The organism is Pseudomonas laurylsulfatiphila (genome assembly GCF_002934665.1).
In the GTDB taxonomy this organism is placed as follows: domain Bacteria; phylum Pseudomonadota; class Gammaproteobacteria; order Pseudomonadales; family Pseudomonadaceae; genus Aquipseudomonas; species Aquipseudomonas laurylsulfatiphila.
Window position 1 is genome coordinate 418,489 of the sequence record NZ_NIRS01000002.1, and the last position, 23,085, is coordinate 441,573.

21 protein-coding genes are annotated in these 23,085 nt (G+C 61.8%); 6 read left to right on the plus strand and 15 right to left on the minus strand.

The genetic code is table 11. The features are described 5' to 3' along the window. Positions 1-8: 8 nt before the first annotated feature. The 5 genes from CD175_RS07690 (at position 9) to CD175_RS07710 (ending at position 5,865) form a co-directional block, all read left to right on the plus strand. On the plus strand, positions 9-1,076 hold the full coding sequence (locus tag CD175_RS07690) for an extracellular solute-binding protein (protein WP_104448380.1): 1,068 nt from the start codon (positions 9-11) through the stop codon (positions 1,074-1,076). Between the two features lie 156 nt (positions 1,077-1,232). After that, entirely contained in the window at positions 1,233-2,429 is a 1,197-nt protein-coding gene (locus tag CD175_RS07695; RefSeq protein ID WP_104448381.1) for an amidohydrolase family protein, read from the plus strand. Next, positions 2,426-3,913: an amidohydrolase family protein gene (locus CD175_RS07700; protein ID WP_104448382.1), complete on the plus strand. Its 1,488-nt coding sequence runs from the start codon at positions 2,426-2,428 to the stop codon at positions 3,911-3,913. Before CD175_RS07695 ends, CD175_RS07700 begins: the two co-directional genes overlap by 4 nt. Positions 3,914-3,925: 12 nt before the next feature. Further along, positions 3,926-4,588 carry a flavin reductase family protein gene (locus CD175_RS07705; RefSeq protein ID WP_007973324.1) on the plus strand — a complete coding sequence of 221 codons (663 nt, stop codon included), beginning with the start codon at positions 3,926-3,928 and terminating at the stop codon, positions 4,586-4,588. A 305-nt stretch (positions 4,589-4,893) separates the two neighbouring features. Further along, the gene (locus CD175_RS07710) at positions 4,894-5,865 is read left to right on the plus strand and encodes an alpha/beta fold hydrolase (protein WP_104448383.1); all 972 of its coding nucleotides are present in this window, start codon (positions 4,894-4,896) and stop codon (positions 5,863-5,865) included. 1 nt (position 5,866) lies between these two features. Here the strand turns inward: CD175_RS07710 and CD175_RS07715 are convergent, their stop codons facing one another. The 5 genes from CD175_RS07715 to CD175_RS31230 form a co-directional block, all read right to left on the minus strand. Continuing rightward, complete coding sequence (locus CD175_RS07715; RefSeq protein ID WP_205886322.1) at positions 5,867-8,965, minus strand: error-prone DNA polymerase; 3,099 nt, start codon at positions 8,963-8,965, stop codon at positions 5,867-5,869. Next, positions 8,941-10,356 carry a Y-family DNA polymerase gene (locus tag CD175_RS07720; RefSeq protein ID WP_104448385.1) on the minus strand — a complete coding sequence of 472 codons (1,416 nt, stop codon included), beginning with the start codon at positions 10,354-10,356 and terminating at the stop codon, positions 8,941-8,943. The genes CD175_RS07715 and CD175_RS07720 overlap by 25 nt, the downstream gene beginning before the upstream one ends. A 7-nt stretch (positions 10,357-10,363) precedes the next feature. Next, positions 10,364-10,981: a translesion DNA synthesis-associated protein ImuA gene (gene imuA, locus CD175_RS07725; RefSeq protein ID WP_007973327.1), complete on the minus strand. Its 618-nt coding sequence runs from the start codon at positions 10,979-10,981 to the stop codon at positions 10,364-10,366. Further along, a complete protein-coding gene (gene lexA / locus CD175_RS07730) occupies positions 10,981-11,598 on the minus strand; it encodes a transcriptional repressor LexA (protein ID WP_104448386.1) in 618 nt (205 codons plus the stop codon). The genes imuA and lexA overlap by 1 nt, the downstream gene beginning before the upstream one ends. Positions 11,599-12,035: 437 nt before the next feature. Next, positions 12,036-12,194 carry a hypothetical protein gene (locus tag CD175_RS31230; RefSeq protein ID WP_158255658.1) on the minus strand — a complete coding sequence of 53 codons (159 nt, stop codon included), beginning with the start codon at positions 12,192-12,194 and terminating at the stop codon, positions 12,036-12,038. A 651-nt stretch (positions 12,195-12,845) separates the two neighbouring features. On the opposite strand from CD175_RS31230, the gene CD175_RS07740 reads away from it, so the two are divergent. Further along, positions 12,846-13,565: an ATP-binding cassette domain-containing protein gene (locus CD175_RS07740; protein WP_104448388.1), complete on the plus strand. Its 720-nt coding sequence runs from the start codon at positions 12,846-12,848 to the stop codon at positions 13,563-13,565. Between the two features lie 67 nt (positions 13,566-13,632). On the opposite strand, the gene CD175_RS07745 is transcribed toward CD175_RS07740, so the two are convergent. The 10 genes from CD175_RS07745 to CD175_RS07790 form a co-directional block, all read right to left on the minus strand. Beyond that, positions 13,633-13,911, minus strand: coding sequence for a DUF971 domain-containing protein (locus CD175_RS07745; RefSeq protein ID WP_104448389.1), 279 nt, complete (start codon positions 13,909-13,911; stop codon positions 13,633-13,635). Further along, the gene (locus CD175_RS07750; protein ID WP_104448390.1) at positions 13,908-14,870 is read right to left on the minus strand and encodes a HEAT repeat domain-containing protein; all 963 of its coding nucleotides are present in this window, start codon (positions 14,868-14,870) and stop codon (positions 13,908-13,910) included. Before CD175_RS07750 ends, CD175_RS07745 begins: the two co-directional genes overlap by 4 nt. Continuing rightward, positions 14,867-15,715 (minus strand): ABC transporter ATP-binding protein, encoded by an 849-nt coding sequence (locus CD175_RS07755; protein ID WP_104448391.1) that lies wholly within the window; start codon positions 15,713-15,715, stop codon positions 14,867-14,869. Before CD175_RS07755 ends, CD175_RS07750 begins: the two co-directional genes overlap by 4 nt. Next, positions 15,715-16,497, minus strand: a complete 783-nt coding sequence (locus tag CD175_RS07760; RefSeq protein WP_104448392.1) for an ABC transporter permease — start codon at positions 16,495-16,497, stop codon at positions 15,715-15,717. Before CD175_RS07760 ends, CD175_RS07755 begins: the two co-directional genes overlap by 1 nt. 134 nt (positions 16,498-16,631) lie before the next feature. After that, positions 16,632-18,038: an ABC transporter substrate-binding protein gene (locus CD175_RS07765; RefSeq protein ID WP_167399506.1), complete on the minus strand. Its 1,407-nt coding sequence runs from the start codon at positions 18,036-18,038 to the stop codon at positions 16,632-16,634. A 223-nt stretch (positions 18,039-18,261) separates the two neighbouring features. Further along, positions 18,262-18,507: a 4Fe-4S dicluster domain-containing protein gene (locus CD175_RS07770; RefSeq protein WP_003180418.1), complete on the minus strand. Its 246-nt coding sequence runs from the start codon at positions 18,505-18,507 to the stop codon at positions 18,262-18,264. 26 nt (positions 18,508-18,533) lie between these two features. Next, positions 18,534-20,264 carry a fumarate reductase/succinate dehydrogenase flavoprotein subunit gene (locus tag CD175_RS07775; protein ID WP_104448393.1) on the minus strand — a complete coding sequence of 577 codons (1,731 nt, stop codon included), beginning with the start codon at positions 20,262-20,264 and terminating at the stop codon, positions 18,534-18,536. Next, on the minus strand, positions 20,261-21,013 hold the full coding sequence (locus CD175_RS07780; RefSeq protein ID WP_104448394.1) for a GntR family transcriptional regulator: 753 nt from the start codon (positions 21,011-21,013) through the stop codon (positions 20,261-20,263). The genes CD175_RS07775 and CD175_RS07780 overlap by 4 nt, the downstream gene beginning before the upstream one ends. Before the next feature lie 171 nt (positions 21,014-21,184). Next, positions 21,185-22,153 (minus strand): Gfo/Idh/MocA family protein, encoded by a 969-nt coding sequence (locus CD175_RS07785; RefSeq protein WP_104448395.1) that lies wholly within the window; start codon positions 22,151-22,153, stop codon positions 21,185-21,187. 16 nt (positions 22,154-22,169) lie between these two features. Next, positions 22,170-23,057: a Dyp-type peroxidase gene (locus CD175_RS07790; RefSeq protein WP_104448396.1), complete on the minus strand. Its 888-nt coding sequence runs from the start codon at positions 23,055-23,057 to the stop codon at positions 22,170-22,172. Between the last annotated feature and the right edge of the window lie 28 nt (positions 23,058-23,085).

A 23,085-nucleotide genomic window follows, 5' to 3' on the forward strand; every position in this document is an offset into this window, starting at 1 on the left:
TTACTTTTATGAGCAATAAAGTGAAAAGCATGCGTTTCGCCGTTGCCAGTCTGGCCTTGAGTTGCTTCACCGCGTTCGCTGCGTCCAGCGCCCAGGCCGCCGAGCCCAAGGAGCTGTTCTTCTACAACTGGACCGATTACTACCCGGTCGACCTGTTGGCCAAGTTCGAAAAGGAGACCGGCATCAAGGTCACCATGGATGGCTATGACAGCAATGAAACCCTGCTGGCCAAGTTGCAGGCCGGCGGCGCTGCCTATGACGTGATCGTGCCGTCGCAATCGATCATGCGCACCCTGATCAACCAGGACCTGCTGCTGGAAATCGACGCCTCGGCCCTACCCAACTTCCAGTACGTCAAACCGGCGTTCCGCGACCCGAGTTTCGACCCGGGCCGCAAGTTCTCGGCACCGTACCTGTGGGGCACCACCGGTTTCTCCTATGACAGCGCCCGGGTGCCCGGCGGCAAGCTCGACGACTCGTGGAAAGAGTTCTTCGAGCCGCGCAAGGAACTGCAAGGCCAGCTCGCGGCCCTTGACACCTCCAGCAGCGTGATCAACGCCGCCAGCCACTACCTGAATGTCGACGAATGCAGCGAAAACCCGCAGGACGCCAAACGCATCCTCGAACTGCTGCAGAAGCAGAAACCCTTCCTGAAGATGTACAGCTCGGACAACACCGTCGACCGCATGGCCTCCGGCGAAGTGATCATGATGCAGAACTGGAACGGCTCCACTGCCCGCGCCACCCTGCAGAAGAGCACCATCAAGTACGTCTATCCGAAGGAAGGCCTGGCCATGTTCCAGGACAACTTCGCCGTACCCAAGAGCGCGCCCCACCCCGGCAACGCGAAGATTTTCATCGACTGGATGATGAAACCGGAAAACGCCGCCGCCGTGTCCAATGCGATCGCCTACGACAACGGCATCCAGAGCGACAAGCTGATCGACGCCAAATGGCGGGTGATGGATGCCATCAACATGCCCGACGAATTCGCCTCGCGCCTGCGTCCTGAAAAGGAATGCAGCAACAAGGCGCGGGAGCTGCAGGACAGGATCTGGGCGAAGCTCAAGGGCTGATTGTTTGACTTGAAGCCGAGTCGCGGCCATCGCTGGCAAGCCAGCTCCCACAGGGTTTGGTGGTGTTCACAAATTTTGTGCCCAACACAAATCACTGTAGGAGCTGGCTTGCCAGCGATGAGGCCCTCCCAAACACCACAGAATTTGAGGTTTTAAATGACCCAACCCCGCTGGCTGCGCAACGTGCGCCCCTACGGCACCCCCGCCGAAGACCTGCTGATCGAAAACGGCCGGTTCACTCAACGCCGTCCGGCTTCGAACGAGGCCCTCTGCGCCACCGACATCGACGGCCAGAACCAGTTGCTCACCCCCGCCCTGGTGGAAAGCCACGTACACCTGGACAAAACCCTCTGGGGCCAGCCCTGGCGCCCTAACAGCGCCGGTCCGACCCTCAAGGACTACATCGCCAACGAACGGCGCATCCTGCGCGAAGTCACCACACCGATTGCGCAACGGGCCGGGGCCCTGCTGGAAAACTGCATCGCCCGCGGCTCGCTGACCATGCGTTGCCACGTCGACATCGACCCGGAATTCGGCCTGCGGCATGTCGAGGCCATGCAGCAACTGCGCGAACAATACCGCGACCTGATCGACCTGCAACTGGTGGTGTTCCCGCAAACCGGGCTGATCAGTCGCCCCGGCACCGCCGAACTGATGCGCGAAGCCATGGCCCTGGGCGTGGAGAACGTCGGTGGCCTGGACCCGTGCGGCATCGACAACGACCCGATCGCCCAACTGGATTTCGTCTTCAAGCTGGCCAGCGAATTCGACCGTGGCGTCGACATTCACCTGCACGACAAGGGCGAGCTGGGCCTGTGGCAGATCGCGCTCATTGCCGACTACACCGAGCGCTTCGGCCGCCAAGGCCGGGTGATGATCAGCCATGCCTACTGCCTCGGCATGCTGCCATGGAGCCAGGTCAAACCGGTGGCCGAGCGCCTGGCGACACTGGGTATTTCGCTGATGAGTTCGGCCCCGGCCGATTGCGCGGTGCCACCGTTCCTGGCCCTGCGCGAAACCGGCGTGAATCTGTGCCTGGGCTCGGACGGCATTCGTGATGCCTGGTCGCCCATGGGCAACGGCGACATGCTGGAGCGCGCGATGCTGCTGGCGTTCCGTTTCGATTTGAACAAGGACGAAGAACTGGCTGCGGTGTTTGACGCGGCGACCGTCAACGGCGCCCAGGCGCTGGGTTGCGCAGCCAATCGCCTGAAGATTGGCCAGCCGGCGGACTTCCTGCTGATGCCTGTGCAAACGTTGGGTGAAGCGGTGGTTTCGCGACCGCCGCGTCAAGTCTATCGCGCGGGTCGTTTGATCGCTGCGGGCGGTCGTTTGCTGGAAAGCCGTCTGTGAAGCGCATCGGCTTGCGGGCCAGTTGCGTGGTCGGCTTCGACGGCACGCAGCATGTGCTGTGGCGCGACGGCGAAGTGGTGTTCGAAGGCTCGCGCATCGAGTTTGTCGGGCGCGGTTATCTGGGCCCGGTGGATCAGTGGGTTGATTACGGCAACGCGCTGATCGGCCCCGGCTTCATCGATCTGGATGCCCTTGGCGATCTCGACTCCACGGTACTGACCCTGGACAACGGCGACGAGCGCGACATGGGCCGCATGTGGTCGGCGCAGTATCTGGCGCGTGGATCGCGGGAAAGTTACAGCCCCGAAGAAGAAGTCTTCAAATACCGCTATGCCTTCACGCAACTGATCCGCAACGGCATCACCACCGCCATGCCGATCACCTCGATGTATTACCGCGAGTGGGCCGAGACCTACGACGAGTTTGCGGCGGTAGCCGGCGTGGCGGCCGAGTTGGGGCTGCGCACTTACCTGGGCCCCTGCTACATGAGTGGCATGAGTTACTGGCGCGCCGATGGCACCCTGGCGCACCACTGGGACGAAGCCCGGGGCATGGCCGGCCTCGATGCCGCCGAACGGTTTTTCCGGGATTTCGACGGCGCGAACAACGGCCTGATTCGTGGTGCACTGTTGCCCGACCGCATCCAGACCTGCACCCCGGCGCTGCTGCAACGCACCGCCGCGCTGAGCCGGGAACTGAACGCACCGATGCGTTTGCACTGCTGCCAGGGCCTTGGTGAAGTGGCGATGGTCGAGCAACTGCACGGCACCTCGCCGTTGGGTTGGTTACAGCAGCTAGGGCTACTGACTCCACGCAGCCTGCTGCCCCACGGCATCTACACCCACGGCGATGACGACCTGCAACGTGTGATAGATGGCGGCGCGAGCCTGGTGCATTGCCCGGTGGTGTTTGCCCGGGACGGCGAGGCATTGAATTCGTTTGGCCGCTATCGGGCCAAGGGTGTCAACTTCGCCCTCGGCACCGACACCTGGCCGGCGGACTTGCTCGACAACATGCGCCAGGGCCTGAACATCGCCCGGCTGATGGAGGGCGGCAACTCACTGACCAGCACACTGGATATGTACAACGCTGCGACCCTCGGCGGCGCCAGGGCACTGGGTCGCGACGATCTCGGCCGACTGGCACCGGGGTGCAAGGCCGACATCAGCGTGTTCAACCTGCGCGGGATGCACCTGGGGCCTTTGTTCGACCCGCTGAAAAATCTTGTACTGGCCGGTCGCGGCGACGACTGCATCGCCAGCTACATCGATGGCCGCTGCGTGATGCAAAACGGCCAGGTCGAGGGCGTCGACTACCCCGCCCTGCAACGGCAGGCCCAACGCCAATTCGAAAAACTGATGCGCAGCCACAGCGACCGGGCCTTCGGCCAACCGGACTGGAAAAGCCTGTTCCAGCCGGCCATCCCGTTCGCCGACGACTACAGCGCACAGACGCCGCTGAGCGTGATCGAGCCTCTCCTTTAGGGAATTCTGCCTATGCAAAGCTTTGACTTCAGCACACTGAGCCCACGGGACAAATACAAGATTCTGATCGGCAGCGTCGTGCCACGACCGATTGCCCTGGTCACCACCGTCGACGGCGAAGGCCGGATCAACGCGGCGCCGTTCAGCTTTTTCAATGCGCTGTCGGCCGATCCGCCCATCCTCGCCCTTGGCGTGGAAAACTACGGCGACCAAAGCCCCAAGGACACCACCCGCAATATCCAGCTCAATCAGGAATTCACCGTGAACATCGTCAGTGACGCGTTGGTGGAGGCCATGAATGTCTGTGCTGTGCCCTTCGCCCCCGGCTTCGACGAGCTGACCGCCGCCGGCCTCACCGCCATCCCCGGCACCACGGTCAAATGCCCGCGCATCGGCGAAGCACCGGTGGCGCTGGAGTGCCGGCGGATGATGGCGCTGTCCATCGGCCAATCCCGGGAGATCATCTTTGGGGAGGTGCTGATGGCGCATGTGCGTGACGAACTGATCGACCCGAAAACCCTGTACATCGATCAGTTGGGGCTCGATGCCATCGGACGCATGGGTGGACATGGCTATGCGCGCACGCGGGATTACTTCGATTTGCCGACGCGCTCGCTGCAGGCGTGGACGGATGCCCCGGGCGGTGGCGAGCGGTTTTGGCCACTGGCCAAATAATTTCTGTAGATGCACCCCTTCCATGTAGGAGCTGCCGAAGGCTGCGATCTTTTGATCTTGATTCCTGGCGGTTTCATGACCGCTGAAGATCAAAAGATCGTCCGAACGCGGCCCGAGCCTTCGGCAGCTCCTACAGAGGTTGCGGTGGGTCAATGGCAGGCCAAGAACCCGCCTGACTACCTGCGTTGGCATCTGAAATTCGAGGTCGTACATTTTTCAGGTGCCAGCATTGCCGCCGTACCCCATCCCCCTTTCAAATCCTCCCTCTTGCTTCTCAGCTCACCCATCATCAGGATCTCAAAGACATGGATGCCCTTGAACGATCGACGCTTCGCCATCAGACACGAAGCCGGCGACTCACCCGCTTGCTCAGCGCAATAGTCGCCACTACCACGCTCGCAGTCCTGGGCGCCGCCCAGGCAACTACCCCGACAGACTTCCCCTTGAAGACCAGGTCGATCCTGGCAGGTGACACGACCTGGTCGTACTACGAGGGCGCAAAAAACGGTCCGGTACTGTTGCTTGTACATGGCTTTTCTTCAAACAAGGAGGTCTGGCGCACGCTGGGCGAGGACCTCGGCGCACGCTTTCATGTGATCATTCCCGACCTTCCCGGCTGGGGCGAGTCAACGCGCCTTGCAGGTGAAAATTACGACATTGATGCACAAGCCGTACGGCTCAATGATTTTCTGCTTGCGCTCGACCTGCGTGAAATCAATCTGGTCGGCCACTCCATGGGGGGTGCCATTGCCGGAGTGTTCGCCGCCCAGAGGCCGGAGCGCATTGCGCGCCTGGTGCTGATCAGCCCGCTGGGATTGAGCTTTGCCGAAAACGATTTCATCCGGGCCTTGAATGCGGGTGACAACCCGTTTATCTACGATGACCGTGCCGGCGTCGAACGCACTGCCCGACTTGTCTATCTCGATCCTCCCGAAATGTCTGATCAGGAGGTGGAAGATGCGGTTGCAAGCAATCGGCGCCAGCGCAGCTTTATCGAGTCCTCCCTGGCGCAGATCCGTCCACCGTCCCAATGGCTCGCGCTGGACCCTCGGCTGGCGCAGCTCACCATGCCGGTACTTGGCATCGGCTGCCGCGAGGATAAGGTGATCGATATCTCCGCCCTGGAGACCCTGCAAAACGGTCTGCCCGATGGTCGGGGCGGACAGGCTGTCACCCTTGAAGGTTGCAACCACTTGCCCATGATCGAACGCCCTGTGGCAACAGGGCAGCTACTCACCGACTTTGCTGCCGACACTCAACTATCTGAAGCCCTGTGACTCAATGAAAGTCCCGGCTACGCACAGTGATGCCATCGAGCAACGCACTCAGGTCACTCAAGCGCCCGGCTATCAGATGCCGGACCTCGCCCTCCTTCTCCCAGCGCCCATCGACCTTGAGCAGCTGCGAGCCGACCAGCACCTGGCGCTGACGCTCGGCCAGGTCGCGCCACACCACTACATTGACATTGCCGAACTCGTCCTCGAGGGTGACGAAGGTCACGCCGCTGGCGGTGGCCGGGCGTTGCCGGCCGGTAACCAGGCCGGCGACGCTGACCGGCCGACCGTGCTCGACGTCCAGCAATTCTTTCGAACTGCGGCAGCGCCGTGCCTTCAACTCACCCCGCAACAGGGCCAGCGGATGCGGCCCGAGGGTGGTGCCGACACTGGCGTAATCGGCTTGCAGGTCCTCGCCCACGGTAGGTTTGGGCAACGCCACCGCATCCTCCTCCTGGCTCGGCAGGCCGGCAAACAAACCCAGCTGCTTTTGCACCCCCGCCACTTCCCAGCGCGCCCGGTGGCGGTCGCCGGCCAGGCCACGCAACGCACCGGCATCGGCCAGTTGCTCCTGGGCGCGGGCATCGAGTCGCGCCCGCTCGCCGAGGTCGGCGATGTCGGCGAACGCGCCTTGCGAGCGGGCCGCTTCGATGCGTCGGGCATCGTCCTCGCGAAAGCCCTTGATCATGCGTAGCCCCAAGCGAATCGCCGGTTGGGCACCGCTGATCGGTTCCAGGCTGCAGTCCCAGTCACTGGCTCGCACGTCCACCGGGCGAACCTGCAAATGATGACGCCGAACGTCCTGCAGAATCTGGTCCGGGCTGTAGAACCCCATCGGCCAGCTGTTGATCAGCGCACAGGCGAAGGCCGCCGGCTCGTGGCATTTCAACCAGCAACTGGCGTACGTCAGCAAGGCAAAGCTGGCGGCGTGGGACTCGGGAAAACCGTAGCTGCCAAAGCCCTTGATCTGCTCGAAGATCTGCGCGGCGAACTCGGCGGTGTAGCCGTTTTTCTTCATGCCGGCGGCCAGCCGTTCCTTGTGCGGTTCGAGTCCGCCATGACGTTTCCAGGCGGCCATGGAGCGGCGTAGCTGATCGGCCTCGCCGGGGCTGTAGTCGGCGGCGACGATGGCAATCTGCATGACCTGCTCCTGAAACAGCGGCACGCCAAGGGTGCGCTTGAGCACCACTTCCAGTTCCGGCGACGGATACGCCTCCGGCTCTTCCTTGTTCCGTCGCCGCAGGTACGGGTGCACCATGCCGCCCTGGATCGGCCCTGGCCGAACGATGGCGACCTCGATCACCAGGTCGTAAAACGTCTTGGGCCTGAGCCTCGGCAACATCGACATCTGCGCCCGGGACTCGATCTGGAACACGCCGATGGTGTCGGCCCGACCGATCATTTCGTAGGTGGCCGCATCCTCGGGCGGGATGGTCGCCAGACTCAGGTCCAGGCCCCGGTGCCGGCGCAGCAGATCGAAACATCGACGAATCGCGCTGAGCATGCCCAGGGCCAGGATATCGACCTTGAGCAGGCCCACTGCGTCGAGGTCATCCTTGTCCCACTGGATGATGGTGCGCTCGGCCATGGCGGCGTTTTCCACCGGCACCAGACTGTCCAGCGGCTGCTCGGAAATCACGAAACCGCCGGGGTGCTGGGACAAATGCCGGGGGAAGCCGATCAACTGCCCCGTCAGGCTCAGCACCCGGTGCAGCAGCGGACTCTCCGGGTCAAAACCACCTTCACGCAGGCGTTCGACAGGGGGCGTTTCATCGCTCCAGTGACCGCAGCAATCGGCCAGGGCGTTGATCTGGTCCGGCGGCAAGCCCAATGCCTTGGCCACATCCCGTACCGCACCGGCGGCGTGGTAAGTGCTGACCACCGCCGTCAGCGCGGCGCGGGCCCGGCCATAACGCTGGAACACGTACTGCAAGACTTCTTCGCGGCGTTCATGTTCGAAATCGACGTCGATGTCCGGCGGTTCGTTACGTTCCTTGGACAGGAAGCGCTCGAACAGCAACGTGGTGCGATCCGGATCGATTTCGGTGATCCCCAGGGCGAAGCACACTGCCGAGTTGGCGGCAGAACCACGCCCCTGACAAAGAATCTGTTGCTGGCGGGCAAAGCGGACGATGTCGTGGACCGTCAGGAAATAACTTTCATAGCCCAGTTCGGCGATCAGTTGCAGCTCTTTATCGATCTGTACCAACACTTCGTTTTTCGGCCCTTTTGGCCAGCGCCACTCGATGCCCTCCTCGGTCAAATGACGCAGCCACGAGGTGGCCGAGTGCCCTTGCGGAACCAGTTCGCGGGGGTATTGATAACGCAGCTGGCCGAGGTCGAAGGTGCAGCGCCGGGCAATGACCAGTGTTTGCGCCAGCAAGTCTGGCGGATAAAGCGCCTGCAGCACATCGAGACTGCGCAGATGGCGCTCGCCGTTGGGGTGCAGGCGCAACCCGGCATCGGCCACCGGCAGGTGGTGTCGGATCGCGGTCATGGTGTCCTGCAAGGCCCGGCGCCCGCGTGCGTGCATGTGCACATCGCCACTGGCCACGGCTGGAATTCGCAGCTCCCGAGCCAGTGTGAGCAGATCGTTCAGGCGTTGCCCATCGTCCTGACCGCAATGCAACTGCACCGCCAGCCACAGGCGTTCGCCGAAGACCTGCTGGAGCCAGTGGCCCTGTGCAAAGGCATCGACAGCGTCCGGCACCCACAATGCCAACAGCCCCGGCAACGGTTCGCCGAAGTCTTCGCGCAGCACCTGATACTGGCCTTTCTGCGTACGGCGCCGGGCGCGGGTGATCAATCGGCACAGCGCCTGATAGCCCTCGAGGCTCTCCACCAGCAGCACCAGTTTCGGACCGTTCTCGATGCGTATTTCACTGCCGATGATCAGCGGCAACTCCACGGACTTCGCTGCTTGCCAGGCACGAACGATGCCCGCCAGGGTGCATTCGTCGGTGATCGCCAGGGCTTGGTAACCCTGTTTTTTCGCGCGCTGGAACAGCTCGAGGGCACTGGAGGCACCGCGCTGGAAACTGAAGTTCGACAGGCAGTGCAGTTCGGCATAGTCGCGGCTCATGCGAACCAGCCCTGCAACCACAACGGGCCGTCCTCGCCGACCGCCCGGTAGGCCCAGCCCTGTTGGCCGGCGCGGGTTTCGATCAGGTAATAGTCGCGGCGTACGTCGTCACCGTCCCACCAGCCCGACTCGATACGCTCCGGCCCCATGAGGATGCGCGCCGAACCCTGATGCACGGCCAGCGGCTCGGTCAGCAGCCAGCCCGGCCGCTTCACGGCACCCAGCGCTGCGCAAGGCTGGCTGTCGGCACTGGCCTGCCACGCGCACTCGGGGCGATGATCGGCCTGGAAGCGCAAGCCATGCACCGCGTCATCCCCCAGCCGTGCCCGCAGGCGTTCGCGCAGTTGCTCCCAGGGCAAGGACTGCTGCGGGCGATCGTCGAACAGCTCCTGATGCTGGGGCACGAAGCTCGGCAAATCCTCGGCACACAGGCGAAAGCCGCGCACCGGCGCCTCGACCTGGACTTGCTCCAGCCGCCCCCGGGCCAGTTCGAAGAGCATCGCCGGATCACGCTCGGCGCTGAGCAGGCCGACCTTGATCAGCGTATCCGGCAACCCGGCGTGCTCCAGATGCAGATCGAAACGCTGTACGCCGCTGTCGCGACCGCAGAGGAACGCCGACAGGTCGCCCGTCAACCGGCGCAACGGAAACAGCAGGGCTTGATGGGACTGCACATCGAAATTGAGCTCGATACGCACATCGAAGCGGTCCGGCGGCAGGTAAAACGCCAGCGCCAGCCGCCGCACACCCAACAGGGCATCCAGATGCTTGAGCACCTGGGCCTCGAAACGCCGGGCCAGGCTCTGCCGGGGCAACGCCTGCACCTGGCTCAAGGTGCGCAGGCCCATGCGCGACAAGGCCGTGGCGACCTGTGCTTCGAGGCCGATCCGGTCGACGGGCATCTGCCCCAGGTGATGCTGCAAGGCTTGATCATCCGGGACCACCAGGCCGTCATAGGCGTTGGCCAGCACCCGCGCCGCCACCGGGTTGGGCGCGGCCACGATGCGGTGCCGAAACCCCAGTTCGCCAAGTTCACGGCGCAAAAGCGCTTCGAATTGCGGCCAGGCGCCGAACAGGCCAAGACTGGATTCGATCTCGAACACCACGGCCCGGGGGTAATGCACGCTGACCTGGGAACTGAAGCGATAGGCCCAGGCGGCGAGAAACTGCTGCCAGCGCTCGATTTCACTGGCGTCGTATTCAGCCGTGGCAAAACCCTTGCTCAAGGCCTGTGCCGCGCTCATGGACTGGCCGGGACGCAAACCCAGCGCCCGCGCCGCAGCGTTGACGGCCTGCAGCACCCGGCGCTGGGCCGGGCCGGTCAGCAACGCCAGGGGTTCATCAGGATCGGCGCGCTGACGCAATGCCGCGTCCAGCGCCAGTTGCGGGAAAACAATGCAGACCCAGCGCATGGCAACCTCAATGCCCCACGGCGAAGGCAATCGGCGCCGAACGGGCCAGGCCGCCGCGGCACTTGAGCACGCGCAGTTGTGCAGGCCGGGCATCGATGGCGATGCGCAGGGCCGCCGGCGAAGGGTTGATCGCTTCACTGAGGGGGCGATAGGCGAAGGCCAGGGTCTGGCCGGTTTCCGCCGCCACCTGCAAACGGCGCAAGGCACGATCATCGGCCTTGTGCGGCCAGCACAGCACCGCGCCGCAACTGCCCGAACGCAGGCATTGTTCCGCGGCCCACAGCGCATCGCGCTCGCTGGCCCGGATGATCGACAACTGACGCAGATCGACCCCGGCGCCCTGCCACGCCTGGGGATACGGCACATAAGGCGGCGCCACCAGCACGATGCGTTCGCCCGCCGCCGACAGCCGTGCCAGCGTCGGCCACACCAGTTGCAACTCGCCCACGCCCTGCCCGGCCAGCAGGATTTCCGTCAGCGCCGCCTCCGGCCAGCCGCCGCTGGGCAATGCCGCGTCCAGTGCCGCATGCCCGGTAGGCTGCGGGCTGGCGGCCGGCGGCGCAGGCCGGCCCCTCCAGACCTGGCCGCCATTGAACAGCGTATCCAGCGCAACGACGGCACCCATCAGCCTTGCCTCACCAGGCCACAGAACACGCCTTCGATGGCCAGGTCCTGATCGGCGTTCACAATGATCGGCTGGTAGGCCGGGTTGCGCGGCAGCAGGCGAACCACATCGCCGACCCGCTCGAAGCGCTTGATGGTGACTTCACCGTCGAGCCGCGCCACGACGATCTGGCCGTTGAGCGCCTCGGGGTTGCGGTGCACACCCACCAGATCGCCATCGAGAATGCCGTCCTCGATCATCGAATCACCGCGCACCCGCAACATGTAGTCCGGCACCCGCGAGAAAATCGACGGATCTAGCAGCAAGCGGCTATGAACTTGCGCATCGACCCCGATCGGCGCACCGGCCGCCACCCGACCAAGCACCGGGATGTCCAGCAACTCGGGACGCGGCGGCTGCCCGAGCAGGCGAATGCCCCGGGCCTGATGCGGGTTGACCTCGATAAACCCGGCTTCGGTCAGCGCCAGCACATGCTTGCGCGCCACACTGCGGGAGGCGAAACCGAACGCCTCGCTGATCTCGGCGAGGCTCGGAGGCTGACCGTGCTCGGCGATGCGATCGCGGATGAAGGTCAGGATGGCGGTACGGCGGGGAGTCAGAGTCGTCATGGAGTACATTTGTACTCTTTCAGCATTTACCTGGCAAGGACTTGTAGGAGCTGTCGAGTGAAACGAGGCTGCGATCTCTTGAGGCCAGAGCAAAAAGATCGCAGCCTGCGGCAGCTCCTACAGGAGGCCGGTTCAGTCAGGGAGTCCACGGATAAAACCTGCCGCTCGTCGCCTTTCTGAAAAAATCAGCATTTGAAGAAAATAAAAATCCATAAAAAAGTATAAAACGCGCACTGACTCCTACAGAAATACTTTACTCAAAATAGCAAGATCATTTCTGTGTGCCGAAAACTAAAACACCGTTTCAAAAAGGAATTCCACGGATCCACATTTGAACCCGCCCCCACTAGCACCATTAAGCTTCCCAATCACATGTAGGAGATATCTTAAAAAGCCATAAGAAACCCCCTACAACATCACTTGCACCCAACGCCAAAATCAACTAATCAATACCCGGCAGCAAACCACAAACGAAAGCGAATTAAAAAAACAACCTCAGGGTGACACCATTCAATGACTAAAAACATTTTACCCAGAGTGCTCTCCCTAACCCCCATATTCATCAAAGAACAACTAAAAGAACCCATCGCCTTTTTCTGGATCATGATATCCCCTTGTGCAATGTTCTATTTTTTTTCAACAACCAGGCAAGACCCCAACTATTTCTCCGGCAATTACATTACGATTTCGGCATGGTTTTATGCCTACATCTCTTCAAGTGTCGCACTATTCGGATTCGCCTTTTACATAATCGGAAGAAGGGAAAGCGGATTCACCCGATCATTTATTTACTCCAGGGAATCGAAACTGATTTTTCTTTTATCGCACTTCATTGCCTACTCGCTAATATCAATATCTTATTGCGCAACCTTTTACTTGACGACCAAGCTTCCATTTGGAAACTACGCCCTCAATGAACTACTGAATCTCGCACTACGCTTTTACATCTGCTTTATGATGTTTTGTGCTCTCGGGGCTGCCTTCTCATTGCTACCGATCAATTTCCAGAACTCGAACACTTTGCTTTCCATTTTTTCGTTCTGCATGTTGATCCTCGGTGTAATGAGTGCCAGCAGACCAAACCCCATCACCGACGCTTTGAACCTCGCAAACCCACTGACACTTGCAAGCCAGATAATGGAACAAGGCCTTGGACCCAACAAACTCATCACAACTGCAATAGTTCTTTTGTTTATTTTTGCACTGTACAAAACGTTCAAGCACCTAAGAATAAATCCCGTATGGAGCCGGTACTGATGAAAAAATTCACGGCGCAGAACATTGACTTCTCCTATACAGATACGCCCCTCTTGACCCGGGCATCTCTTGAGGTTGCTCAAGGCGACATTGTCGGCATTCTGGGGCCCAACGGATCTGGAAAAACAACTTTTTTCGATATCGTCTGCGACCTTAAAAAAGCAAAATCCGGCCTCATAAAAAACGACTTCAATCATTTTTTATACCTTTCTCAAATCATCTCCACGCCCCCACCGCTGCGCATGCGTGACATTTTTAAAATGGTATCGGCGCTGTCATCAAACGACCCCATGACACAAGATAAAACCCTGAAAAAACTAAGTACCTGGAGCCCAGCGATAGTTGACCGATACCAGGATATATGGAACAAAAAGTCATCACTATGCAGCTACGGAGAGACACGCTGGTTCTTTACGCTTTCTCTTCTTTCAATTTCTGCAGACTTTGTAATTCTCGACGAACCTACTGCCGGCGTAGATCCAGAATTTCGTCACTATATCTGGCAATGTCTTCACGGCGCTGCCAGGGAGGGCACCGCCATTCTGGTTTCCTCGCACAATGTTGATGAAGTCATTAACCATTGTGATTATTTTTATATGATCAGCCAGCAACGCTTCAATCGCTTTAACAACGGCAGTGAATTCATGCAAAAGTATGGAGTAAAGACTGTGGACGATGCGTTTATCCGGGCCGTTACTGAACCTGTATTCGCAACATAAATCACTGGAAGCGCACGGGGGAGCTGCCGCAGACCACGACAGCTCCCGATGAGGAATGAAATTCGATTCAGTCGGTAAGTCCAGCCAGATACGCCCACGGATAAATCCCCCGCTCATGCCCATCGCTGAAGACCAGTTGCAGGCCATAGCCCTGCGGGTTCAGTTCGATCACCCGCACCCGGGCATCCACCAACGGCACCATCCCCCGCAGCCGAAACGCTCGACACTGCGAACACGGGCACTGCCGGCGCAACTCGGCGTGGTCCAGCAGTTGTTCGCGGCCATCGGGCCAGTTCAATCGCAGCTGCTGCCTACTCTGCGAATTACCCACCGCCAGCGGATTCATTGCAGTTGACTCAAGGCAATGCGCACGGCCTTGCGCACTTCAGGGTCGCCGTCGTGTTGCGCGGCCTGCAATGGCGCAATGGCCCGTGGGTCGCCCAGTTCGCCAAGGGCCAGCGCGGCTTCCTTGCGCAGGTTGCTGATGCGATGGCCGAGGGTGTCGATCAGCGCTTCGAGCGCCGGTACATAACGCAAGCGACCGAGGCTGCGGGTGGCGCGCAGACGCACCTGCCAGTAATCGTCGCCCAAGGCGTCGACCAGGGCCGGGCCGGCGTCGGGGTGGCCGACCTTGCCCAGGGTGGTGGCGGCTTCTTCGCGGACTTGCCAGGCAGCGTCCCGCAAGGCCTGGCGCAGGGCCGGCAGCACCTGGGCGTCAGACGCCAGGCCCAGCGCCCCGGTGGCGGCTCGCCGCACGTCGGTGTCCGGGTCAGCACTGGCCAACCGCGCCAGGGCCGGCAAGGCCTCGAGTTGCTTGAGCCAGCCGAGCACCCCCACCGCCTCGCGGCGCACGCTGGCGCTTTCATCGTCCAATGCCCGGGCCGCCGCATCGGCGGCATCGGGGCAGCGCAACTCGCGCAACGCCCTGAACGCGGCAATGCGTACGCCGCTGTCGGCGTGCCCGGTCCACGGCAGAATGACCCGCCCCGCCGCTTCGCTCTTGAGCAGGCTGAGGCTTTGCGCAGCGGCCGCCTGCACCGCCGGGGATGGATCCGTCAGGGCCTGGCACAAGGCTTCGACCACGGGCGCGTCCTCCCAGGCTTCCAGCAACCGGGCGGCTTCGGCGCGCACCTCGGCGATCGGGTCTTCGGCCAGTCGATCGATCAACCACTGCAGGCCGTCCGGTTCCTCAAGATCGGCCAGTTCGATCAGCGCGATCCGGCGTACGCCGGGGTCGTCATCGGTCAGGCGTGGTTGCAGAGCCAGAATGTCGTCGTTATCGGTTACATCGAATAGTGAGGTCATAGGGCAAATCGCGGCAGTTTGTTTTCAGGGGGAAGTCCGAGCGGGTTCAGGCGCGGCAGTTGCCGGCCGTCTTCGTGCCGCAGGAGTTCGAGGCAATGGCGTTTCAGATGCGAAAATTCAGGGCGGGTCATCAGTTCCGTGCTACGCGGCCGGGGGAAGTCCAGGCGCAGGTCTTCGATGATTCGCCCGGGGCGCGAGCTCATGACCAGCAAGCGGTCGGCGAGGAACAGCGCTTCGTCGATGTCATGGGTGACAAACACCACGGTGGTGCGGATGCGCGTCCAGATGTCCAGCAGCAGCTCCTGCATGTTCAACCGGGTCAGGGCATCGAGGGCGCCGAAGGGCTCGTCCATCAGCAACAGGCGCGGACGGTTGACCAGCACCCGGGCGATTTCCACCCGCTGCTGCATGCCACCGGACAGTTGATCGGGCCAGCGCCCGGCAAAACCTTCGAGGCCCACCAGGGCGAGGATTTCATCCGCCGCCTTGTGCCGTTCGGACCTGCCGATGCCTTGCATTTTCAAGCCGAACGCCACGTTGTCACGCACCGTGCGCCACGGAAACAGCGTGTGCTGCTGGAACACCATGCCCCGTTGTGGCGATGGTCCCGACACCGGCGCGCCATCCACGCTCAAGCTGCCGGTGCGCGGTTGCAGATGGCCGGCCAGCGCCCCGAGCAAGGTGGATTTACCGCAACCGGACGGCCCGAGGATGCACACGAACTGCCCCGGTTCGATCTGGCAGTCGAGGCCCTGCAACGCTTCGAAAGCCCCAGGGCCCTCGCCTAGGCTGATCGACAACCCGTGGATATCGATACGCCCTTCCAGGTGTTGAAAAACGCTCATCAGGCTTTTCCTCGTGGTCGATGCCAAGGCGTGAACAGCCCGCCCAGACGCTTGATCAACAGGCTGCTACCCATGCCGAGCACGCCGATCAGCAACATACCGACGACGATGTCGGCGTAGTTCTGGATGGTGTAGGACTCCCAGGTGTAATAGCCGATGCCGAATTGGCCGGAGATCATTTCCGCCGTCACCAGGCAGAACCACGAGGTGCCCATGCCGATGGCCAGGCCGGTAATGATACTCGGCGCGGCGCCCGGTAGAACGACTTCCAGCAGGATGGCCCGGCGCCCTGCCCCGAGGCTTTTCGCCGAGGCGATCAGCCGTGGGTCGACGCCTTCGACGCCATGCACGGTGTTGAGCAGGATCGGGAACAGGGCGCCGGTGAAGGTGATGAACACCATCGACAGTTCCGACGAGGGAAACATCAGGATCGCCAGGGGAATCCATGCCACGGCCGGGATTGGCCGCAGGACTTCCAGGGGCGGCAGCAACAGATCTTCGGCCCATTTCGAGCGGCCGATGGCCAGGCCCAGGGCGACGCCTATGATCAGCGCCGCGAGGTAGCCGGCGAATACCCGGCCGAGGCTGCTGCCCAAGTGCTGGGCGAGTTTGCCCGAGTCGCCCAGGCCAAGGGCGGCCTCAATGACCGCCAAGGGTGTCGGGACGTTGGCGAAGGTCACCAGGCCGAGGTTCCAGTGGTGGCTGGCGGCGAGTTGCCAGAACAGCAGGCAGAGCAGCAGTGAAGCGGCTCTGGGAATCCAGCGTAAGAATGATCCAGACATACACATTTCCCGATGGCAATCACAACCCCTGTAGGAGCTGCCGAAGGCTGCGATCTTTTGACGGTTTCACGATTGCCGAAGAGCAAAGATCGCAGCCTTCGGCAGCTCCTACAGGGAACCGTGGTGTTTGGGGGTTAGCGGGCGGCCACGGCCTGTGTGGTGGCATCGGTGAAGTCGTATACCTTCCCGCCCTGGGCGCTGGCGAACTGTTGGGCCTGGCCTTTGAGCAGGAACGCGCTCAGCCGCCCTTTTCCGTCGGTGGCAAACCACGCCTGATCCGCCAGCAACTTGATCCCGCTGTCGCTGGCCTGGGTGTACACCGCACGGATGCTCTTGCCTTCCTGTTTCAATGCTGTCAGCGCGGTAAATGCCGACTCCGCGGAGGCGTACTGACGGACTTTCGGCTCGCCACGTACCCAGATTTCCGCCACATGGCTGAAGTCGGTGATGGCTTTGCCGCTTGCCGCATCGACGGCCTTGAGCGGCGTCTGCTGGTAATTCCCAAGCTGCGCGCTGTAGTCCAGGTTCGAGGCCTTGAAGGCGGCGCGGATGTACTGGTCGTCGATGAAGGTATTGAGATCGAGACCGCGATCGGCCTTCTTCAACAGCTTGAGGGTATCGATGGCGGTGCCCACGGCCTGGCGGTATTCCGGCTTCCAGCTCAGGTCGCGGGTCTGTACGCCGAGGGGGCCATGGAACAGGTAGTTGACCTCGGCATCGACCCCGGTGACCTTGGCGATCAACTCGCTGTATTTCTCCGGTTCAGCCGCCAGCAGCTGGTTGGCTTCGATGCTCGCCCGCAGGTAGGCGACGACGATTTCCGGGTACTTTTTCGCATAGGCCTGATCGACCAGCGCACCGTGGAAGGTCGGCGCATCGGCCTGGGAGCCATCATAGATCTTGCGGGCGAAACCACGGCTGGGAAACAGCTCGGCGAAGGGGACGAAGTCGGCGTGAGCATCAATCTTGCCGGCCTGCAACGCGGAACCGGCGACTTCCGGCGGCTGGGCGATGATGTTCACGTCCTTGAGCGGGTCCCAGCCCTGGGCCGCGACGGCGCGCAGCAGCATGCCATGGGCGGTGGAAGCGAACGGCACGGAAATGGTCTTGCCCTTGAGTTCGGCCAGCGACTGCACGCCCGACGCACTCGGCACCACGATGCCGTTGCCACTGCCCTTGGTGCTGCCCGACAACACGCTGATGAACAGACTGTGCTTGCCCGCCGTTTCGAAAGCCACGCCGTTGAACGCACCGGGGAAATCGGCCATGGCGCCGAAGTCGAGTTTGCCGGCGACCATCTCGTTGGTCAGCGGTGCGCCGCTTGTGAAGTTTTTCCACTGCACCTCGTATTGGGCGTCTTTGTAGGGGCCGTCGTGGGGCAGGTATTTGTCCAGCAGGCCGAGTTCACGAATCAACAGACCACCGGCGGCGCAGTTGATGGTGGTGTCCTGGGTGCCGATGGCAATGCGGATGGTTTCGGCCGAAGCCGACAGGGTGAAGGAAGCCAGTACCAGACCGGCCAAAGCTGCACGCAACATCATGAGTGTTTCCCCTCGAATCATTTATTGGATGTTCGTCTCCGCCACGATCAGGGCGTGGTGGGAAACGAGGGGGTGTTCTGGATCAGGCGTCCGGTGGTTGCCGGATGGCTTTTTGGGTTGTTTGAACTCGATTCACTGCTCGCGAAGGCGTCCGATCAGTCAATGGAGATGTCGCCTGTGCCGGCCTCTTCGCGAGCAAGCCCGCTCCCACAGGGACGGTGTTTCAGCGCAGCAAATACGGGATTTCGACTTTCACGGCCCCGGTCGGGCAGTCCTTTTCACAGGGCATGCAGTACCAGCATTCGTCGAACGCCATGTAGGCCTTTTGCGTGGCCGGGTTGATCGCCAGCAGGTCCATCGGGCAGACGTCGACGCACACGGTGCAGCCTTTGTGGGCGATGCATTTGTCTTCATCGACCGTGACCGGTGCGTTGGAGCGGAAGAAGATTTCCTGGGGTTGGTAAGCCATGTTCGGTCTCTCTCTGGTTGTCGGCATCAAGCCGCATCGGCACCGACCCGCAGCCGGTCGTAGGCCTGCATCTCGTCGGCATCCAGCGGGATGATGTAAGGCTCGACGGCTTTCTTGAAACTGCTCATCAAACCGTTTTCGTCCTTCTTCAGGTGGCAATGGCAGAACCAGTCGCGGTCGTTGCGTTGCGGGTGATCGACACGATGGTGGTAAAGCCCCCAGCGGCTTTCCGCGCGGAACAATGAAGCGCGGGCGGCCATTTCGGCGCAGTCGCGGATCATGCTGACTTCCATGGCGCGCATCAGTTCGTGGGCGTTGTGGGCCTTGATCTGGTCGAGGTCGCGCTGTATGTCGCTGAAGCGTTGCAGGCCGATCTGCATCTTCTTCGTCACTTTCGGCGGTTGCAGGTAGTCGTTGACGAAGCGCCGCAGCTTGTACTCGACCTGGGCCGGTGGCAGGCCGTGTTCGCGGTCCAGCGGTGCATAGACCCGCTGTTTTTCGCTTTCGATCTGCGCGGCATCCAGCGCGGAAAACTCACGCCTGGCGACAAAATCCGCCGCGTTGTTGCCGGCAAACCAGCCATAGGTGAACGCACCGAGCATGTAGTTGTGCGGCACTGCCGCCATGTCCCCCGCCGAGTACAAGCCCTTGACCGAGGTCTCGGCCTTCTCGTTGACCCACACCCCCGACGCCGAATGCCCGCTGCAAAAACCGATTTCCGAGATGTGCATTTCGACCATCTGCGTGCGGTAGTCGGTGCCGCGATTGGCATGGAACTGGCCACGGCTCGGACGCTCGTTGCTGTGCAGGATCTCTTCGATGTTCTGGATGGTTTCCTCGGCCAGGTGATCGAGCTTGAGGAACACCGGGCCGTTGCCGCTTTCCAGCTCCTGATGGAACTCCCACATCATCTGCCCGCTCCAGTAGTCGCACTCGATGAAGCGTTCGCCCTTGTTGTTGGCGGTGTAGCCACCCAGGGGGCCGGTGACGTAGGCGCAGGCCGGGCCGTTGTAATCCTTGATCAGCGGATTGATCTGAAAGCATTCAAGGTTCGCCAGCTCGGCCCCGGCGTGGTAGGCCATCGAGTAGCCGTCGCCGGCATTGGTCGGGTTTTCGTAGGTGCCCATCAGGTAGCCCGAGGACGGCAGCCCCAGGCGTCCGGCGGCACCGCAAGCGAGGATGACCGCCTTGGCCTTGATCACATGGAAGTCCGCCGTGCGGCAATCGAAACCCATCACGCCGTTGACCGCGCCCTCCTCGTCCGTCAGCAAACGCGTGCACACCAGGCGATTGGTGATACTCACCCGCGCGCGCTTCAACTGCCGGTACAGGACTTTCTTGATGTCGTGCCCTTCCGGCATCGGCAACACGTAAGCGCCCATGTGGTGGACTTTTTTCACGGCGTAGTCGCCGGTTTCGTCCTTCTCGAACTTCACGCCCCAGCGGTCCAGTTGCTCGATGGTTTCGAAGCTGTGGGTGGCATAGGCGTACACCGCCGCCTGGTTGACGATGCCGTCGTTGGCGATGGTGATTTCCTTGGTGTACTGCTCCGGTGTCGAATGGCCCGGAATGATCGCGTTGTTCAGGCCGTCCATGCCCATGCTGATCGCGCCGCTGCGCTTGACATTGGCTTTGTCGATCAACAACACCCGCAGGTCGCGGTTGCGTTCCTTGGCCTTGATCGCCGCCATCGGGCCGGCGGTACCGCCGCCGATCACGACGATGTCGTATTCCTGCTCCAACGTGCTGCGCGTCATGCCTGATCCCCTTTTTGCCGGTCGATCCGCAGGCGGTACTGGAAGGCATCGCCTCGGTAGTAAAGGTGTTCGAAGTCCACTGGCCGGCCTTCGGCGTCGTGGGTCAGACGCTCGATGCGCATGATCGGCGAGCCGGGTTCGACGTTCAGTGCCTGGGTCAGGTCGCTGTCGGCCAGTACCGCATCGATGGCCAGGTCAGCGTGACCGAGCGCCAGGCCGCAGTCGTTTTCCAGGATCAGGAAAATATCGCGGGTGACCAGGTCGGCTTTTTCCAGGCGCTCACCAACATCCTTGGGCAGGTAGGTGATTTCCAGGGAAATCGGTTCGCGATTGATCAGGCGCACCCGTTTGATCTGCGCCACGACCTCGCCTTCGTCGACCTGCAAACGCTCGGCGACAAGCTTGTCGGCAGCAATGAATTTGAAGCTGCGCAGGCGGTTGATCACCTCATAGCCGCGACCGGTCATGGACTCGGCCAGGCCTTGCAGGGTGCTGACGTTCTGGAAGGTTTTCGGTTTGGCGACAAAAGTGCCCTTGCCGTGGATCTTGAAGATCAACCCTTCCTTTTGCAGGTCACCCAAGGCCTGGCGCACGGTGATGCGGCTGACCTTGAACAAGGCGCCAAGCTCGCTTTCGGAAGGCATCTGGCTGTCTTGCGGGTATTCGCCGTCGAGGATGCGGGCACGCAGCACGTCTCGCAGCTGGGTGTGCAGCGGGACGCTGCTCAGGGATAGAACGTTATCGGTCATGGCAGATCACTTGTTATAACGAGTTATGACGTGATCTTAGAGAGGCCGTGTGGGGCTTGAGAAATACTGTTTGAGAATAAGGTTAAGCAAAAGATCGCAGCCTGCGGCAGCTCCTACAGGGATTGGGTGTATCTGTAGGAGCTGCCGCAGGCTGCGATCTTTTGACCCCGCTCAGCCGCGCTTGAGGATCCGGTCCATCACCCAATCGGTCTTCAGCGCCTCTGCGGCCACCGCAGGGTGCTGCGCCTCACCACGAATATGCGCATTCATGCCCAACACGTGGTGCCACTGAATGTGCGCGTGGTGCTCGATGGTCAGGCTGAGGTGCTCGCCGGCGTGCAACTCGACCGGGTGCTCATCGAACACTGAAAAGCTGATCCGGCCTTGACTGCCAATCACTTCGACCCGGTCTTCGCGGCGATCGGCGACGAAGTTCCAGCAGCCCATCCCCAGTGCCCCGCTGGCAAACCGCCAAGTGGCGCTGACGGCATCTTCGGCCGCGTACAAACCGGCCTGCCGTGCGGTGAGCCCGGCGACTTCGACGATATCGCCGAACAGGTACTGAAACAGGTCCAGGCCATGGCTGGCCAGATCGGCGAAGTAGCCACCACCGGCAATCGCCGGATCGGTGCGCCAGTTGTTCGCGCCCGCAAGATCCGCTGCCGACGGGGTTTTGGTGAGGGTCCAGCTCAAGTGCCGGACCTGACCGATCCGCCCCTCCTCCAGCCATTGCCGCACTTGCCGGAAGCGTGGCAGCGAACGCCGGTAATAGGACACGAACAGGTGCAGCCCGGCATCGGCAAACACCTGCTGCATCTCGCGACTTTGCCCGGCATTGAGCGCCATCGGTTTCTCGACGCAGCAATGCTTGCCGGCGGCGGCCACCTGCAAGGCATAGGCATGATGGCTGTCGGGCGGTGTGGCGATGTATACGGCGTCGACCTCGGGATCGTTGATCAGCGCCTGCGCATCGGTATAAACCCTCGCGATGCCGTGGCGCGCGGCGTAGTCGGTGACGGCTTCCAGGCGCCGCCCCATCACCGCCACCAACGCCGATCCGGGCGCCTTGTAGAAGGCCGGCGCGCTTTTGCGTTCAGCGACACTGCCACAACCGATCATGCCCCAGCGCACCAGGTTCATAGGCTCTCCTTGCCGTTCAGTCGATACGCAATGCGCGCAGGTCCAGTCGACCGTCCTTGAGCGGCGGGCACCAGTAGTAGCCACCGGTGACCGGACGGCTGATGCGGTACAGACCGTCGGTGATGCCGTCTTCCAGGCCACTCATGCGGCGCAGCTGGGCTTCGAAGGCGTCCAGGGAGAAACCGAAAGCCAGGAACATCAGGCCGGCGCGGTCACCTTCGATCCACGGCATCGAGCGGCGCACCACGAAGGCCTCAGGCGCAAAACTTTCCTGGGCGGTGCGTTTGACGTGGGCGGAAACCGGCGCATCGTCGATCTCTTCGTTATCGCTCAGGCGGCGGCCCATGATGTTGTCTTTCTCATCCGCCGACAGCCCATGGAAACCTTTCAAGTCATGCTGCCACTGCTGGATCGCGGCGAAGCTGCCACCCACCATACCGTCCGCGCCTTCAGCCACCAGTGCGGCGGCTACTGCGGCTTCGTCGTGCGGGTTCTCGGTGCCATCTTCGTAGCCGGTCAGGTCATGGCCGGTCATGTGGCGGAAGGTTTCGTTCATCTGCACCAGGCGCAACGCCGGGGCCAATGCCGCGGCGATGGCGTTGCTGCGGTTGAGCAACTCGCCACGATCTTCACCGTGCAGCCAGCACCAGAGCGCGTGTTGGGTCGACGGATTGTCGACGCCGACGCCCGTCAGCGCCGGGAACGGCCGCAGACCTTCGATCTGCCCGTCCAGCGCCTTGACCAGGGACTCGCCGAAGCCAACCACCACCGACTTGCCGTCCACCAGCCCTTGCAGGTTATCGAGCGCGGCCGGCAGTGCAGCGGCGGATTCGAGCGCGAAGAACATATGGCGGGCTTGAGGTGGAACGGGGGTGGCGAGAATGCCCGGCTGGTAATGACTCATATGAACTCCTTGAAAAAGAGCATGGAGT